This window comes from Streptomyces sp. NPDC014889 (assembly GCF_043081205.1).
GTDB lineage: Bacteria > Actinomycetota > Actinomycetes > Streptomycetales > Streptomycetaceae > Streptomyces.
Genome location: NZ_JBIBWH010000011.1, coordinates 50084 through 65118 on the forward strand (window position 1 = coordinate 50084; position 15035 = coordinate 65118).

The 15035-nt window shown below is 72.0% G+C and carries 18 protein-coding genes; 11 read left to right on the forward strand and 7 right to left on the reverse strand.

Annotation, left to right across the window (positions count from 1 at the left end; all coding sequences use genetic code 11):
• The first annotated feature begins 20 nt into the window (after positions 1-20).
• The 4 genes from ACF09J_RS22540 (at position 21) to ACF09J_RS22555 (ending at position 4112) form a co-directional block, all read left to right on the forward strand.
• Positions 21-1028, forward strand: coding sequence for an ABC transporter permease (locus tag ACF09J_RS22540; RefSeq protein ID WP_392307230.1), 1008 nt, complete (start codon positions 21-23; stop codon positions 1026-1028).
• The gene (locus ACF09J_RS22545) at positions 1025-2119 is read left to right on the forward strand and encodes an ABC transporter ATP-binding protein (protein ID WP_392307231.1); all 1095 of its coding nucleotides are present in this window, start codon (positions 1025-1027) and stop codon (positions 2117-2119) included. The genes ACF09J_RS22540 and ACF09J_RS22545 overlap by 4 nt, the downstream gene beginning before the upstream one ends.
• Positions 2116-3330, forward strand: a complete 1215-nt coding sequence (locus ACF09J_RS22550) for an ABC transporter ATP-binding protein (RefSeq protein WP_392307232.1) — start codon at positions 2116-2118, stop codon at positions 3328-3330. The genes ACF09J_RS22545 and ACF09J_RS22550 overlap by 4 nt, the downstream gene beginning before the upstream one ends.
• Positions 3331-3455: 125 nt before the next feature.
• A complete protein-coding gene (locus ACF09J_RS22555; protein WP_392307233.1) occupies positions 3456-4112 on the forward strand; it encodes a trimeric intracellular cation channel family protein in 657 nt (218 codons plus the stop codon).
• Here the strand turns inward: ACF09J_RS22555 and ACF09J_RS22560 are convergent.
• Positions 4021-5259 (reverse strand): alpha/beta hydrolase, encoded by a 1239-nt coding sequence (locus tag ACF09J_RS22560; RefSeq protein ID WP_392307234.1) that lies wholly within the window; start codon positions 5257-5259, stop codon positions 4021-4023. The genes ACF09J_RS22555 and ACF09J_RS22560 overlap by 92 nt on opposite strands.
• 151 nt (positions 5260-5410) lie before the next feature.
• On the opposite strand from ACF09J_RS22560, the gene ACF09J_RS22565 reads away from it, so the two are divergent.
• The gene (locus tag ACF09J_RS22565; protein WP_392307235.1) at positions 5411-6274 is read left to right on the forward strand and encodes a thioesterase family protein; all 864 of its coding nucleotides are present in this window, start codon (positions 5411-5413) and stop codon (positions 6272-6274) included.
• A gap of 104 nt (positions 6275-6378) precedes the next feature.
• On the opposite strand, the gene ACF09J_RS22570 is transcribed toward ACF09J_RS22565, so the two are convergent.
• A complete protein-coding gene (locus ACF09J_RS22570; protein WP_392307236.1) occupies positions 6379-7005 on the reverse strand; it encodes a TetR family transcriptional regulator in 627 nt (208 codons plus the stop codon).
• A 111-nt stretch (positions 7006-7116) separates the two neighbouring features.
• On the opposite strand from ACF09J_RS22570, the gene ACF09J_RS22575 reads away from it, so the two are divergent.
• Genes ACF09J_RS22575 through ACF09J_RS22585 form a run of 3 tightly spaced genes read left to right on the forward strand, consistent with a single transcriptional unit; the run spans position 7117 to position 8847 of the window.
• Complete coding sequence (locus tag ACF09J_RS22575) at positions 7117-7275, forward strand: hypothetical protein (RefSeq protein WP_392307237.1); 159 nt, start codon at positions 7117-7119, stop codon at positions 7273-7275.
• 50 nt (positions 7276-7325) lie between these two features.
• A complete protein-coding gene (locus ACF09J_RS22580) occupies positions 7326-7619 on the forward strand; it encodes a DUF4190 domain-containing protein (protein WP_392307238.1) in 294 nt (97 codons plus the stop codon).
• Between the two features lie 58 nt (positions 7620-7677).
• A complete protein-coding gene (locus ACF09J_RS22585; protein ID WP_392307239.1) occupies positions 7678-8847 on the forward strand; it encodes a cysteine desulfurase family protein in 1170 nt (389 codons plus the stop codon).
• A gap of 19 nt (positions 8848-8866) precedes the next feature.
• Here ACF09J_RS22585 and ACF09J_RS22590 read toward each other — a convergent pair whose 3' ends face one another.
• Positions 8867-9526 (reverse strand): N-acetylmuramoyl-L-alanine amidase, encoded by a 660-nt coding sequence (locus ACF09J_RS22590; RefSeq protein ID WP_392307240.1) that lies wholly within the window; start codon positions 9524-9526, stop codon positions 8867-8869.
• Between the two features lie 59 nt (positions 9527-9585).
• Between ACF09J_RS22590 and mnmA the strand changes: the two genes are divergently transcribed.
• The gene (gene mnmA, locus ACF09J_RS22595; RefSeq protein ID WP_392307241.1) at positions 9586-10722 is read left to right on the forward strand and encodes a tRNA 2-thiouridine(34) synthase MnmA; all 1137 of its coding nucleotides are present in this window, start codon (positions 9586-9588) and stop codon (positions 10720-10722) included.
• Between the two features lie 52 nt (positions 10723-10774).
• Here mnmA and ACF09J_RS22600 read toward each other — a convergent pair whose 3' ends face one another.
• The 4 genes from ACF09J_RS22600 to ACF09J_RS22615 all read right to left on the reverse strand — a co-directional run bounded on the left by ACF09J_RS22600 (position 10775) and on the right by ACF09J_RS22615 (position 13630).
• Entirely contained in the window at positions 10775-11308 is a 534-nt protein-coding gene (locus ACF09J_RS22600; protein WP_392307242.1) for an SRPBCC family protein, read from the reverse strand.
• Positions 11309-11395: 87 nt separating this feature from the next.
• Positions 11396-12343 carry a ketopantoate reductase family protein gene (locus ACF09J_RS22605; RefSeq protein ID WP_392307243.1) on the reverse strand — a complete coding sequence of 316 codons (948 nt, stop codon included), beginning with the start codon at positions 12341-12343 and terminating at the stop codon, positions 11396-11398.
• Between the two features lie 127 nt (positions 12344-12470).
• Entirely contained in the window at positions 12471-13250 is a 780-nt protein-coding gene (locus tag ACF09J_RS22610) for an alpha/beta fold hydrolase (protein WP_392307429.1), read from the reverse strand.
• Positions 13251-13306: 56 nt separating this feature from the next.
• Positions 13307-13630 carry a DUF427 domain-containing protein gene (locus ACF09J_RS22615; RefSeq protein WP_392307244.1) on the reverse strand — a complete coding sequence of 108 codons (324 nt, stop codon included), beginning with the start codon at positions 13628-13630 and terminating at the stop codon, positions 13307-13309.
• A gap of 75 nt (positions 13631-13705) precedes the next feature.
• On the opposite strand from ACF09J_RS22615, the gene ACF09J_RS22620 reads away from it, so the two are divergent.
• Both ACF09J_RS22620 and ACF09J_RS22625 read left to right on the forward strand, forming a co-directional pair.
• On the forward strand, positions 13706-14245 hold the full coding sequence (locus tag ACF09J_RS22620; RefSeq protein WP_392307245.1) for a TIGR00730 family Rossman fold protein: 540 nt from the start codon (positions 13706-13708) through the stop codon (positions 14243-14245).
• Positions 14246-14260: 15 nt separating this feature from the next.
• The gene (locus tag ACF09J_RS22625) at positions 14261-14959 is read left to right on the forward strand and encodes an SDR family oxidoreductase (RefSeq protein ID WP_392307246.1); all 699 of its coding nucleotides are present in this window, start codon (positions 14261-14263) and stop codon (positions 14957-14959) included.
• Positions 14960-15035 lie beyond the last annotated feature (76 nt).

The following is a 15035-nucleotide window of genomic DNA, read 5'->3' on the forward strand; positions in this document are numbered from 1 at the left end:
CGGGCATCGGCGCCGGCCCCGTGATCTCGTACATCCTCCGCCGGACGTTCGCAGCAGTGATCCTGCTGCTGGTCGTCTCCGCGGTCACCTTCGCCATCTTCTTCCTGCTGCCGCGGCTCGCCGGTCAGTCCGCTGACCAGCTGGCGCAGCAGTACATCGGCAAGAGCCCCTCCAAGGCCGACATCATCGCGGTCAAGCACAACCTCGGTCTGGACCAGCCCCTTTACGTCCAGTACTGGCACTTCATCAAGGGGATCGTGGCCGGCGCCACCTATGACCTGGGCCCCACCTCGGTGCACTGCGACGCGCCGTGCTTCGGCTACTCCTTCAAGACCCATGAGGCGGTCTGGCCCGAGCTGACCTCCCGTATGCCGGTGACGTTCTCACTGGCCTCGGGTGCGGCCGCCCTGTGGCTGCTCTCCGGCGTGACGGTCGGCGTCATCTCCGCCCTCAAGCCGCGTTCCATCTTCGACCGCACCTTCATGGGTGTCGCGCTCGCCGGTGTCTCCCTGCCCATGTTCTTCACGGGCAACCTGGCGATCCTGCTCTTCACCTACCAGTGGCCGATCTTCGGACGCACCTACGTCCCGTTCACCGAGAACCCCGCCCAGTGGGCCAACACGCTCTTCCCCGCGTGGTGTTCCCTGGCACTGCTCTACTCCGCCATCTACGCGCGGCTCACCCGCTCGGGCATGCTGGAGACGATGAACGAGGACTTCATCCGCACCGCCCGGGCCAAGGGCCTGGGCGAGAGCACAGTCGTGGTCCGGCACGGGCTGCGGGCCGCGCTCACCCCGATCATCACCGTCTTCGGCATGGACATCGGCCTGCTGCTCGGCGGTGCGCTGATCACGGAGACCGTGTTCTCGCTGCACGGAGTCGGCCAGTACGCGGTGCAGGGCATCACCGACAACGACCTGCCCAAGATCCTCGGCGTGACCATGCTCGCCGCGTTCTTCGTCGTGATCGCAAATCTTCTGGTGGACCTGCTGTACGCCGCCGCCGACCCGCGGGTGAGGCTCTCATGACCGAACTCTCCAAGACAGGCGCCGCCGTGGGCGAGCCGGCCGCCACCGCCAAGGCCCCGACGGCCTTCCTCGAGGTCCGCGACCTGAAGGTGCACTTCCCGACCGACGACGGCCTGGTCAAGTCCGTCGACGGGCTGAACTTCAAGCTGGAGAAGGGCAAGACGCTCTCCGTCGTCGGCGAGTCCGGCTCCGGCAAGTCGGTCACCTCGCTCGCGATCATGGGCCTGCACCGGCTCGGCGCCCGCGGCAAGAACGTCCAGATGTCCGGCGAGATCTGGCTGGACGGCAAGGAACTGGTCAACGCCGACCCGGACGAGGTGCGCAAGCTGCGCGGCCGGGAGATGGCGATGATCTTCCAGGACCCGCTGTCCGCGATGCACCCGTACTACAAGGTCGGCGACCAGATCGTCGAGGCCTACCGGGTGCACCACAAGGTGAGCAAGAAGGTCGCCCGCACCCGGGCCATCGAGATGCTCGACCGGGTCGGCATCCCCGAGCCGCACAAGCGCGTCGACGGCTACCCGCACGAGTTCTCCGGCGGTATGCGCCAGCGCGCCATGATCGCCATGGCGCTGGTCAACAACCCCGAGCTGCTCATCGCGGACGAGCCGACCACCGCGCTCGACGTCACCGTCCAGGCGCAGATCCTCGACCTGATCCGCGACCTCCAGAAGGAGTTCGGTTCCGCGGTCATCATCATCACGCACGACCTCGGCGTGGTCGCCGAGATCGCCGACGACGTGCTGGTGATGTACGGCGGCCGGTGCGTGGAGCGCGGCCCGGTCGACGAGATCTTCGAGCGGCCGCAGCACCCGTACACCTGGGGGCTGCTCGGCTCGATGCCGCGCATCGACCGCGAGACCTCAGAGCGGCTCATCCCGGTCAAGGGCCAGCCGCCGAGCCTCATCAACGTCCCGTCCGGTTGTGCCTTCCACCCGCGGTGCCCGTACGCGGACATCCCCAAGGGGAACGTCACCCGCACGGTGCGTCCGGAGCTGGAGCTGGTGGACACCGGACACTGGTCCGCCTGCCACCTCTCGGCTGAGGACCGCACGCGGATCTGGACCGAAGAGATTGCGCCGAAGCTGTGAGTGAGACGAAGAAGACGGACGCTGCCGACGGGGTCCTGCTCAAGGTCGAGGGCCTGACCAAGCACTTCCCCATCAAGAAGGGGATTCTGCAGCGGCAGGTCGGCGCGGTGAAGGCCGTCGACGGCATCGACTTCGAGGTGCGCAAGGGCGAGACTCTGGGCGTCGTCGGCGAGTCGGGCTGCGGCAAGTCGACCATGGGCCGGGTCATCACCCGCCTCCAGGACCCGACCAGCGGCACGATCACCTTCGAGGGCCAGGACATCACGCGGCTGAACGCCGGGAAGATGCGCCCGCTGCGCCGCGACATCCAGATGATCTTCCAGGACCCGTACGGCTCCCTGAACCCCCGCCACACCATCGGCTCGATCGTCTCGGCGCCCTTCCGGCTCCAGGGCGTGGAGCCCGAGGGCGGGGTGAAGAAGGAGGTCCAGCGGCTGCTGGAGCTGGTCGGCCTCAGCCCCGAGCACTTCAACCGCTACCCGCACGAGTTCTCCGGCGGTCAGCGCCAGCGCATCGGCATCGCCCGGGCGCTCGCGCTCAAGCCGAAGCTGGTGGTGGCGGACGAGCCGGTCTCCGCCCTGGACGTCTCCATCCAGGCCCAGGTGGTCAACCTCATGGACGACCTCCAGGAGGAGCTGGGCCTGACCTACGTGATCATCGCGCACGACCTCTCGGTCGTCCGGCACGTCTCGGACCGGATCGCGGTGATGTACCTCGGCAAGATCGTCGAACTCGCCGACCGCACCTCGCTGTACCAGGCGCCGATGCACCCGTACACCAAGGCGCTGATGTCGGCGGTGCCGATCCCGGACCCGAAGCGTCAGGGCGGCAAGAGCGAGCGGATCCTGCTGCGCGGCGACGTGCCCTCGCCGATCTCCCCGCCGAGCGGCTGCCGCTTCCACACCCGGTGCTGGAAGGCGACGGAGATCTGCCGTACGACCGAGCCGCCGCTCAAGGAGCTGAGGCCCGGTCAGCGGGTGGCCTGCCACCACCCGGAGAACTTCGAGGACCAGGCTCCGCAGGACACCGTGCTGCTCACGGCCGCCAAGGCGGCCGCGGAACTGGTCGCCGACGAGGTCCTGGCGGAGTCGGCGGCGACGTCGGCCGCGGTGGCCGCGGAGGTCGCCGAGACGGCCGCGGACGCCGGGACCGCCGAATCCCCGGAGTCCGGCACCGAGGACTCCGCCGGCCAGGAGCCGGCCGGGAAGTAGACGGCGTGACGCGGTGAAGCCGCGTACGTGATCGAGCGGGAGAGTGCCCGGCCGGTGGACCCGGCCGTCGCACTCTCCCGCTTCGCCGTGTCCGGGGGCGAACCGGGCCCGGGTGACAATGTGGCGTGCCTCAGCAACTGTTCAGTCCCTCCGTGCAGCACACGCTCGACGTGGTCGGCATCTTCGTCTTCGCCATCTCCGGCGCGCTGCTGGCCGTCCGCAAGAACTTCGACGTCTTCGGCATCGCCGTCCTCGCCGAGGTCACCGCGCTGGGCGGCGGGCTGTTCCGTGACATCGTCATCGGGGCCGTGCCCCCGGCCGCCTTCACCGACCTCGGGTACTTCCTCACCCCGCTGCTCGCCACGCTCGTGGTCTTCTTCCTGCATCCGCACATGGAGCGCATCCAGACCGCGGTGCTGGTGTTCGACGCGGCCGGCCTCGGCCTGTTCTGCGTGGCGGGTACGACGAAGGCGTACGCCTACGGGCTGAACCTCACCGCGTCGGCGACGCTCGGCATGGCGACCGCCGTGGGCGGCGGTGTGCTGCGGGACGTGCTCGCCAACGAGGTGCCGTCGCTGCTGCGCTGGGACCGCGACCTGTACGCGGTCCCGGCGATCGTCGGCGCCACCATGGTGGTGCTGTGCATCCACTACGACGCGCTGAACCCGCTCACCAGCGGTCTCGCCGTGGTCACCGCCTTCGTTCTGCGGCTGCTCGCGATGCGGTACCACTGGCGAGCTCCGCGGGCCTGGAACCGCCGGTCGACGGTACGGGAGGAGTGAGGGCCGTGTGGAGGCGGTGGGGCGGCCGCTGCCCCAGCTCCGCGGTCAGCCAGCGGAACGCCGCCGGGACCTGCGGACGCCACAGCGCCATGCTGTGGCCGCCCGCGCTGCGCGGCACGAAGACCACGTGCACGGTCGTCGGCGGCTTCGCGATCCGTTCCAGCGCGACGCCCGCCTGGTACCCGTCGCCGCTCTGGCCCGAGAGGTAGAGCGCGACGCGCGGCGGGACGCGGTAGTTCTTCAGCAGGACGTAGGGGTTGTTCGCGCGCCGCAGCGCCATGTTCTGGTTGGCGAGCGAATTGCGTTCGCCGATCGGGTCGTTGTACCCGGACAGGCTCACCGCGGCGCGGTAGCGGTCGGGGTGGGCGACGGCGAGCTTGGTCGCGCAGTGCGCCCCGGCCGAGTAGCCGGCGGTGGCCCAGCCGTCCGGGGCCGGCGCGGCACGGAAGTTGTCCGTGATCATCTTCGGTACGTCGATGCTCAGCCAGGTGTCCGCGTTCACGGTGCCCGGGATGTTGGCGCAGCCCGTGTCGATCTTGGCGATCAGGTTGGTGCGCGGCGCCACCAGTATGAACGGCGCGACCTGACCGCTGCGCATCAGCGGCTCCAGTTGCTGGTGCACCTTCAGGGAGCCGAACCAGGCCTTCGCCGAACCCGGGTAGCCCGACAGCAGCTCGACCACCGGGAACTTCCGGTTCTTGTAGGCGGGGTCGTCGTACTGCGGCGGCAGCCACACGTAGACCTCGGCGTTCACCCCGGAGACCCGGCCCCTGAGCTGGGTGACCCTGACCCCTCCGGACGCGCGCGTCCCGGGCCCGTCGGCCGGGGCGAACTTCTGCGCGACCCTGGGAAGCTTCCGGTAGGCGATGCCTCCGGTGCCGTCGGCGCCCAGGTTGGCGGCCTGCTGCACATGGTTGCCCGTGCCGATCAGGTCGGCCCAGTTGTCGTACAGGCTGTTGGCGTTGTTCACCAGCACGAAGACCAGGCTGATGGCCGTGGCCTGGGCGAACAGCAGCATCAGCGCCCGCAGGGCGGTACGCAGCACCCTGGGGCCCCTCAGCCGCGTCCACAGGGCGAACGGCAGGGCCAGCGCGACCACGGCCAGCGCGACGGTGGTGTACAGGAACGGAGTCCCGGTGAGGCTCATGTCCCGATAGAGGGTGAACAGGGCCTCCGGGTTACGGGCAAGTACGGGCACTTACCGAGAAATTGCCTCCCTTTCACCCCGCGAGCTGGTCGTCATACCAGCACACGGGTGAAAGCTACCGCTTAGTAGCGCCCTGTTGTACCGTTCACCCATGTCAGAAGCAGTCACCGCCGCGCGGGCCACGATCGGCGACAGCGAGTTCGACCGGGACACCGCGGTCACCCGGAGCGAGCCCGGCGTCTACGGCATCGACCTCTCCGCCGGCTGGACGATCATCAACGCCGTCAACGGCGGCTATCTGCTGGCCGTCCTCGGCCGCGCGCTCGCGGACGCCCTGCCGCACCCGGACCCGTTCACGGTCTCGGCCCACTACCTGACCGCCTCCCGGCCCGGCCCCGCGGTCGTCCGCACGGACGTGGTCCGCGCCGGCCGCACCCTGTCGACCGGCCAGGCCTCCCTCTTCCAGCGCGACGACGACGGCCGCGAGGTGGAGCGCATCCGCGTCCTGGCCTCCTACGGCGACCTCGGCGCCCTGCCCGACGACGTGCGCACCTCGGCGAAGCCGCCCGCGATCCCGCCCCTGGAGCAGTGCTTCGGCCCCCAGGACGCCCCCGGCGTCCCGGCGCCCGTACCCGGCAGCTCGGCCATCACCGACCGCCTGATGCTCAAGCTGGACCCCGCCACCCTCGGCTGGGCGCTCGGCGCGCCCTCCGGCAAGGGGGAGATGCGGGCCTGGTTCGGGCTCGCCGACGGCCGGGACCACGACCCGCTGTCCCTGCTGCTCGCGGTGGACGCGCTGCCCCCGACCGCGTTCGAGCTCGGCATCGAGGGCTGGGTGCCGACCGTCGAGCTGACCGTGCACGTCCGCCGCCGCCCGGCGCCGGGCCCGCTGCGCGTGTCCATCACCACCCGCAACCTGGCCGGCGGCTTCCTGGAGGAGGACGCCGAGGTCTGGGACGCCGACGACCACCTGGTGGCGCAGTCCCGGCAGCTCGCACGGGTCGGGCTCGGCTGAAACCCGCACGGGCCGGGCTCGGCTCACGACACGGGCCGGGCTCGGCCCGAGAAGGGCCGCCCCGGCATCCGGAAGGGGCGGCCCCTGGGCGTCCGGCCGGTCCGTCACTCCAGCCAGTGCCGGCGGCCGACACTGATCAGACGTAGTTGCCGGGTCGCGACCCTGGTGACGCGCTCGCGCTCCTCCTCGGGGGCGTCGAGCGCCTCCAGGAAGAGCGAGCCGGTGATCAGCATCTGGTCGACGTACAGATGGGCGAGCATGAGCAGGTCGTCCTCGCTCCACCCCGTGGACTGGGGGTCCTTGGCCAGTTCGTCCCTCACCTCGTGGGCGAACCGGGCCAGTTGACCGCGCACGACCTCCCGTACCTGCTGCACCCCGCCGTGCCGTTCACGGGCGATGAAGCGGACGTGGGCGGGGTACGTCTCGACATGGCGGGCGATCAGGTCGACCGCGCGCGCGATGCGCTGCTCACTGTCGTCCGCGGTGGACACCGTCGACCGGATCATCGGGTGCAGGCTGCTCAGCGCCTGCTCGACCAGCGCCACGCCCAGATCCGCGGTGGAGTGGAAGTGGCGGTAGAAGGCGGTCGGGGCGACTCCGGCGGCGCGCGTGACCTCGCGCAGGCCGAGGCTGCTCAGGCTCTGCTCCTCCAGCAGCCCCAACGCCGCGTCCATCAGGGCCTGCCGGGTCTTCTGCTTCTGGGCCTGCCGGATGCCGGGAGTGTGACTCATGCCATTCAGTCAACAAGTGTTCTCCGGATTGTCAAAGCGGATGGCGCGCTAGACTGGGTAGTCAGTGAACAACTGTAACTACAACCGTTCACCGACAGGGGGTCCGATCTCATGCTGTTCCTCGTCGCCGCACTGCTGCTGCTCGGCGTCGTCCTGGGCACGGTTGCCCACGCGCCGCTCGACTTCACGCTCGCCGCGGCCGTGGTCATCGCCGTCTGGCTCGGCGTCTTCGCGCTCCGCGAGCGCCACGGCCGCGGCACGTCCCGCTGACGCCTCACCGACCCGGCCCGTCCTTCACGACCGTCTGGAGCAGAACCGCCATGCACCTCACCGCACCGGCCGCGCGCCGCACCGGTACGCAGAACACGGACTCCACGGACTACACCGACGACACGGACGGCATGGCCGTCGCGTCCTTCGTCCTCGGCCTGCTCGGCCTGCTCGTCCTCAACCTGTTCCTGGGGCCCGTCGCCATCGTCCTGGCCGGCGTCGCCCTGTCGCGCGGCACCGGCCGCCGCGGCCGCGCCCTCCTCGGCCTGACCCTGGGCGTCGCCGACCTCGTGGTCCTGCTGGCCTTCGCGCAGGCGGACCACACGCTGTCCTGGAGCGTGTGACACCTGGCCCGTCCTGACCTCCGGGCCGGCCGCGGGCGCCCGTAGAATCGGCCTCACCATGGCTTACCTCGACCACGCCGCGACCACCCCGATGCTCCCGGAGGCGGCAGAGGCCCTGACCGCGGCACTGGGTGTCACCGGCAACGCCTCCTCCCTCCACGCGTCCGGGCGCGCGGCCCGCCGCAGCGTCGAGGAGGCCCGCGAAACCCTCGCCGAGGCCCTCGGTGCCCGTCCGAGCGAGGTCGTCTTCACCTCCGGCGGCACCGAGGCGGACAACCTCGCCGTCAAGGGCCTGTACTGGGCGCGACGTGCCGCCGACCCGGCCCGCACCCGCGTCCTGTCCAGCCCCGTCGAGCACCACGCCGTCCTCGACGCCGTGCACTGGCTCGGCGAGCACGAGGGCGCGACCGTCGAGTACCTGCCGGTCGACTCCTGGGGCCGCGTCCACCCCGAGGCGCTGCGCGAGGCCATCGCCCGCGATCCCGGCGACGTGGCCCTGGCCACCGCCATGTGGGCCAACAACGAGATCGGCACGCTGCTGCCGGTGCGCGAACTGGCCGCCGTGGCAGCCGAGTTCGGGGTCCCGCTGCACTCCGACGCGGTGCAGGCCTTCGGGCAGGTCCCGGTCGACTTCGCCGCCTCGGGACTGGCCGCGATGACGGTCTCCGGCCACAAGATCGGCGGGCCGTACGGTGTCGGCGCGCTGATCCTGGGCCGCGAGTACGCGCCCGTGCCCGTCCTGCACGGCGGCGGCCAGGAGCGGCACGTCCGCTCCGGCACCCTCGACGTGCCCGCGATCGCCTCCTTCGCCGTGGCCGGCCGGCTCGCCGCCGAGCGGCGCGAGTGGTTCGAGCGTGAGATCGGCGCGCTGCGCGATGAGTTGATCGCCGCCGTGCGGTCGGCGGTCCCGGACGCGATCCTCGGCGGCGACCCGGCACCCGAGGGCCGCCTTCCGGCCAACGCCCACTTCACCTTCCCCGGCTGCGAGGGCGACTCCCTGCTGCTCCTGCTGGACGCCCAGGGCATCGAGTGCTCGACCGGCTCCGCCTGCACCGCGGGCGTCGCCCAGCCCAGCCACGTCCTGCTCGCCACCGGCACCGACCCGGACCTGGCCCGCGGCACCCTCCGCTTCACCCTGGGCCACACCTCCACCCGGTCCGACGTCGACGCGGTCGCCAAGGCCATCGGCCCGGCGGTGGAACGGGCCCGCGCGGCGGGACTGACGTGACGCGCCGGGGCCGCGTGCTTCAGGTCCGGGCGGTTCCGGCCGCGCGGACCAGACGTATGTAGCGGTCCCAGTCCCAATGGGGGCCCGGGTCCGTGTGGTCGGTGCCCGGGACCTCCACGTGTCCGATGATGTGCTCCCGGTCGACGGAGATGCCGTACCGGCGGCAGATCCCGGCCGTCAGCCGCGCCGAGGCGGTGTACATCGCGTCGGTGAACGAGGAGGCGTCGTCGACGAAGCCCTCGTGCTCTATGCCGATGCTCCGCTCGTTGTACGCCCGGTTGCCCGCGTGGAAGGCCACGTCCAGCTCGCGGATCATCTGTGTGACATGCCCGTCCGCGCCCACTATGTAGTGCGCTGCGGCCCCGTGCCCCGGGTCCTGGAAGACCTTCACCGCGCTCGCGTAGCTGCCCTGCGTGACGTGGATGACGACCCGGTCGATCCGGTAGTCGTCCGGGCGGTCCGCCGGCCGGTAGTTCGCCGGGGAGGCCGCCACCCACCGGGCGCCCGCGAAGTCGACCGCGCCCTCCACCCGCGGCTTCTGCGCGCCGGGCAGCCGCCACCACAGCCGGGCCAGCCCGCTGCGCTCCACCGCGGCGCCGCCCACCACCAGCGCCACCCCGCCGAGCAGCAGGGCCCGCCGCCCCGTCCGCCGCTGCCCGTCCGCCTTCTTCTCCCCCATGCGATCTTCAACGCATCCCGGGCTGCCCTGGTTCCCGCGCCCCGTACCCTGGAAGGGCTATGACTGACACCCCGCAGCGCTCCCGCCCCCTCCGCGTCCTCGCCGCCATGTCGGGCGGGGTCGACTCCGCCGTCGCCGCCGCGCGCGCCGCGGAAGCAGGCCACGACGTCACCGGCGTCCACCTCGCGCTCTCCGCGAACCCGCAGTCCTTCCGTACGGGCGCGCGGGGCTGCTGCACCATCGAGGACTCGCGCGACGCCCGCCGCGCCGCGGACGTCATCGGCATCCCGTTCTACGTGTGGGACCTCGCCGAGCGCTTCCGCGAGGACGTCGTGGAGGACTTCGTCGCCGAGTACGAGGCGGGCCGCACCCCGAACCCGTGCCTGCGCTGCAACGAGAAGATCAAGTTCGCCGCGCTCCTCGACAAGGCGCTGGCGCTCGGCTTCGACGCGGTCTGCACCGGCCACTACGCCAAGGTGATCGTGCACGAGGACGGCACCCGCGAGCTGCACCGCGCCTCCGACATGGCCAAGGACCAGTCGTACGTCCTCGGCGTCCTCGACGACCAGCAGCTCGCGCACGCCATGTTCCCGCTCGGGGACACGCTCACCACCAAGGACGAGATCCGCGCGGAGGCCGAGCGCCGGGGCCTGGCCGTCGCCAAGAAGCCCGACTCGCACGACATCTGCTTCATCGCCGACGGCGACACCCAGGGCTTCCTGGCCCGCCGCCTGGGCAAGGCCGAGGGCGACATCGTCGACGAGTCGGGAGCGGTCGTCGGCAGCCACGAGGGCGCGTACGGCTTCACCATCGGCCAGCGCAAGGGCCTGCGCATCGGCACCCCGGCGCCCGACGGCAAGCCGCGCTACGTCCTGGACATCTCCCCGGTGGACAACACGGTGACGGTCGGCCCGGCCTCCGCCCTGGACGTCACGGCCCTCACCGCGATCAGGCCCCGCTGGTGCGGCACCGCGCCCTCCGGCCCCGGCGTCTACACCGCCCAATTGCGCGCCCACGGCGGCGAGACCGAGGTCACCGCCGAACTCGTCGGCGGTGAACTCCGAGTCGCCTTCACCGAGCCGGTCCGCGGCGTGGCCCCCGGCCAGGCGGTCGTGCTGTACGACGGCACGCGCGTCGTCGGTTCGGCGACCATCGCCACGACGATCCGGGCGACGGAGCCGAGCACGGCGGTCTGACGCACGGACCGCCCCAGGACCGGGGACGGGGCGGGCGGCGCCGGTCGCCCGGCTAGGACCGGCCTTCCGCCGTCTCCTTGATGCCGGTCAGGGTGGCGTCCATGCCCTGGCCGAGCTGGTCCAGGCGGTAGGCGATGATCGCCTCCTCCTTTTCGGGGGCCTGGTCGATGAACGCGCTGAGGCCGGAGCGGCCGGGGCCGATCGTGACCGACTGGCGCACGACGGTGCCGCCCTCCGGTGCCGGGGTGAGGGCGAAGGACCAGGTGGCCATCCGGTCCGCCGGGTCTTCGGATGCCTTGCCGTACCGTCCGGTCGGGTCCATCACGCACCAGGTGAGGGTACGGTCCGGGACCGCCTCCGTGATGTGGGCGAGGGTCCGCCACTCGCCCACGAACGGATTCTGGTTGTGCCCGACGTAACGGGCGCCCGGCGCCGGCCGGTCGGCGCCGTCCTGCCACTCCACGCGCACCAGCTCCGGACTCCAGCCGGCCATCGCCTCGACGTCGGTGACGACTTCCCATACCCGCGACGGTTCGGCCGCGATGTGCACCTCGCGGTGGGTACCGGGCTGATCGGCGTAACGCATGGCTGCTCCCCGCGCGGGCACGGTCGTTCGCCGCCCCCGCGCAGGGATTCTAGATACGCCAACTCCCCCTGAAAGATGTTGAGTCGGTCACACGGGGGCCAGTTCGGACACCAGCCGGGCGGCCGTCGGCGCCGGCACGCCGTACCGCTGGGCGGCACGCAGCACGGCGCCGCCGATCGCGTCGAGTTCCAGGGCGCGGCCCGCCTCGGCGTCACGCTGCATCGAGGACTTCATCCCGGCCGGAAGAGCGTCGTACATCGCCAGGGTCCGGTCCGCGTCGAGCGGCGCCCCGGCCGCGCGGCCGACGGCGCTGATCTCGCCGACGAGGGCGCGCAGTTCCTCGCGGTGGCCGGTGCGGACCGTGCCGATGGCGGCGTCGTGGCGGGTGGTGAGCAGGGCGAAGGGGGCGAGGAAGGCCAGCTTCGCCCAGAGGACGGCGGTCTCGGACTCGGCCACACGGGTCCGCACCCCGGCCGACTCCAGCACGGCGGCCAGGCCGGTGAGCTGGTGCGCCCTCGCGCCGGCCAGGTCGATCTCGGTGAACGGGCTGCCGTGCTCGATCACCCCGGGCGCGACGCGGGTCGACTCGACGCGGATGACGCCCGCGGCCACCCGGTCGTCGCCGTAGCGGCGGCGCAGGGTCCCGGGGTGCTCGACGCCGTTGAGGAGCGGCAGGACGAGGCCGTCCGCGCCGAGCACGGCCGGCGGGACCCGATCGAGGGCGGCGTCCAGGCTGGTGTGCTTGACGGCCACCACACACAGGTCGACCGGTTCCCGCAGCTCGGTGTCCGCCTCGACCTTGGCGGTGAAGTCCCCGAACTGGCCGCTGCGCACCTGTATCCCGCCCTCGCGCAGGGACCGCGCCGTCGCGTCCCCGGCCAGGCAAATCACCCGGTGACCTGCCCGGGACAGCAGCGCGGCGAGCAGTCCTCCGACGCCGCCGGGGCCGAGCACGGCCACGGTCCAGGGGCGGGGAGCGTTCTTCTTGGAGGTGGCTTCGGTGGCTTCGGAGGCGTCGGGCGCGGTGCTGGGCATGGCTGCGGTGTCCCTTCCGGTCGCGGCGAGCGGCACCCGTGGCGGGCCCGTCTCGGTGGAGGCCAACAACGCGGTGGCCCGGCGCATTTCCGGCCCCGGCCGGGACAGGGACCCGCAGCCGTCCTGTTCAGGAGGCGAAGAACTCCGCCAGCACCGGCGCAAGCGCCTCCGGTTCCACGGCGTGGGTCTGGCCCTCCAGGGTCCGGTACGTGCCCCGTGGCGTGGCCTCGGCGACCGCTCTGGCGGCCTCGCGCAGCCAGGACGGGCTCGCGCCGCCCGCCACGGACAGGACCGGCACGGTCACCGAGGCCAGCAGGCCGCGGGGGACCAGCCCGTCGCCCATCACCGCGTCGTCATGGGCGAGCGTGGGCGCGATCGCCTCCATGCCCGCCCACATGGGGGACTGGCGGGCGCTGGCGATCATCTGCGGGGCCAGCCCGGTCAGCAGCAGGAACAGCTCCACCGCGTCCCCGCGCCGGCCCTCGGCGAGCGCCGCCGTCAGCTTGGAGGTGTACTCGGCGCGCTCCCGTGCGCCGCCCTCGTACACGGCGAACGGCGGCTCGTACACGGCGACCTGACGGACCGCCAGCCCGCTCGCCGCCGCCCGCAGGGCCAGCGCGCCGCCGGAGGAGACGCCGTACAGCGCCGCCTCGCCGCCCACCGCGTCGATCAGCGCGGCCAGGTCCTCGACCTCGCGTTCCACCGCGTAGGGCGCCGTGTCCCCGCTCCCGCCGCGGCCCCGGCGGTCGTAGACGACGGTGTCGCAGCGCCCCGACAACACCGCCGCCAGCGGCGCCAGCGTGGCCCCCGCCGACATAGCACCACTGACGAGGACGACCACCGGGCCCTGCCCGGTGCGGTGGTAAGCGAGGGAGGTGCCGTCACGCGAGACGGTCTTCTTGTCCATGCCCGACATGCCAGTCATGCCACTGAAGACTGCCACGCGGCGGCGGCCTCATCGGGTCAAAACACCTCCACGTCGTAGAAGCACAGGTGGTCCTTGATCTCGGCGACACCCGGCTTCGGGTCCGGGTAGGCCCACACCAGGTCCGCCGCGCCGGGCAGGGACCAGTAGGACGCCGTGCCCTTGAAGGGGCAGTACGTCTGCGTGTCGGACGCCGTCAGGAGGTCGCGGCGCACGTCCTCGGGCGGCAGGTAGTAGCGCGGCGGGCACCCCGTCTCGCGCAGTACCAGGGCGCGGCCGCTCTCCGCGAGGACCTGGCCGTCGCGCACCACACGCACGCGTTCGTCGCTCTTGTCGATCGTGATCGTGTGTCCTTGGGTCATAGCCGGTACAGCACCCGCGGGACCCCGCTTCTTCCCGCCCCCGGGGCCGGTGTCCGCGCCGCGTACCGTGGGCGCATGAACATCTGCGTCTTCCTCTCCGCCGCCGACCTCGACGACCGCTACACCCGCCCCGCGCGGGACTTCGCCCGGCTGATCGGCAAGGGCGGGCACAGCCTGGTCTGGGGCGGGTCCGACACCGGTCTGATGAAGGTGGTCGCGGACGGTGTGCAGGAGGCGGGCGGGCGGCTGATCGGGGTGTCGGTCGACTTCCTGTCGGCGAAGGCGCGGCCCGGCGCGGACGAGATGGTGATCGCCCGGGATCTCGCCGAGCGCAAGAAGCTGCTCCTGGAGAAGGCCGACGCGGTCGTGATCATGGTGGGCGGCACCGGGACGCTCGACGAGGCCACCGAGATCCTGGAGCTGAAGAAGCACGGCAGGACCGAGAAGCCGGTGGTGCTGCTGAACACCGACGGCTTCTACGACGGCCTCAAGCAGCAGTTCCGCCGGATGGAGGAGGACCGGTTCCTGCCCCGGCCGCTCGCCGAGCTGGTGTTCTTCGCCGAGGAGCCCGCGGGCGCGATGACGTATCTGGACGACGCGCTCCGCGCGGGCTGAACCGGTGATGCGAGCATGGCGGGCATGGCTACTCATGTGATCACCGGGGCCGGCTCCGGCATCGGCGCGGCCGTCGCCCGCCGCCTGCACGCGCGCGGGGACGAACTCGTGCTGCACGCGCGCGACGCCGGACGGGCCAAGGAACTGGCCGCAGCGTTCCCCGGCGCCCGGACGCTCGTCGGCGACCTGGCCGAACCCGACCGGCTGAGCTGGGCGTTCTCCCACCAGACGCTGCCCGACCGGGTGGAATCCCTGCTCCACATCGCGGGCGTGGTCGACCTCGGTCCGGTCGGCGAACTCACCCCGAAGACCTGGCGGCACCAGCTCGACGTCAACCTGATCGCCCCCGCCGAACTCACCCGCCACTTCCTGCCCCAGCTCCGCGCCTCGCGCGGCCACGTGCTGTTCGTCAACTCCGGCGCGGGCCTGAGCGCCCACGCCGACTGGTCCGCGTACGCCGCCTCCAAGCACGGCCTGAAGGCGCTGGCGGACTCGCTGCGCCACGAGGAGCACGGCAACGGCGTCCGGGTCACCTCGGTCTACCCGGGCCGCACCGCCAGCCGTATGCAGGCCAAGGTCCACCAGCAGGAGGGCAAGGAGTACGACCCCGGGAAGTGGATCGACCCCGACTCCGTCGCCACGACCATCGTCATGGCGCTCGACCTGCCGCGGGACGCGGAGGTGAACGACCTGACGGTGCGTCCGGGCCGCTGACGCCGGGCCGGGGGCGCCGGTGACGCGAGGCCGGGGGCGGTCCCCGGGGGCCGCGGCCCCCTGAGGCGGCCCCGCC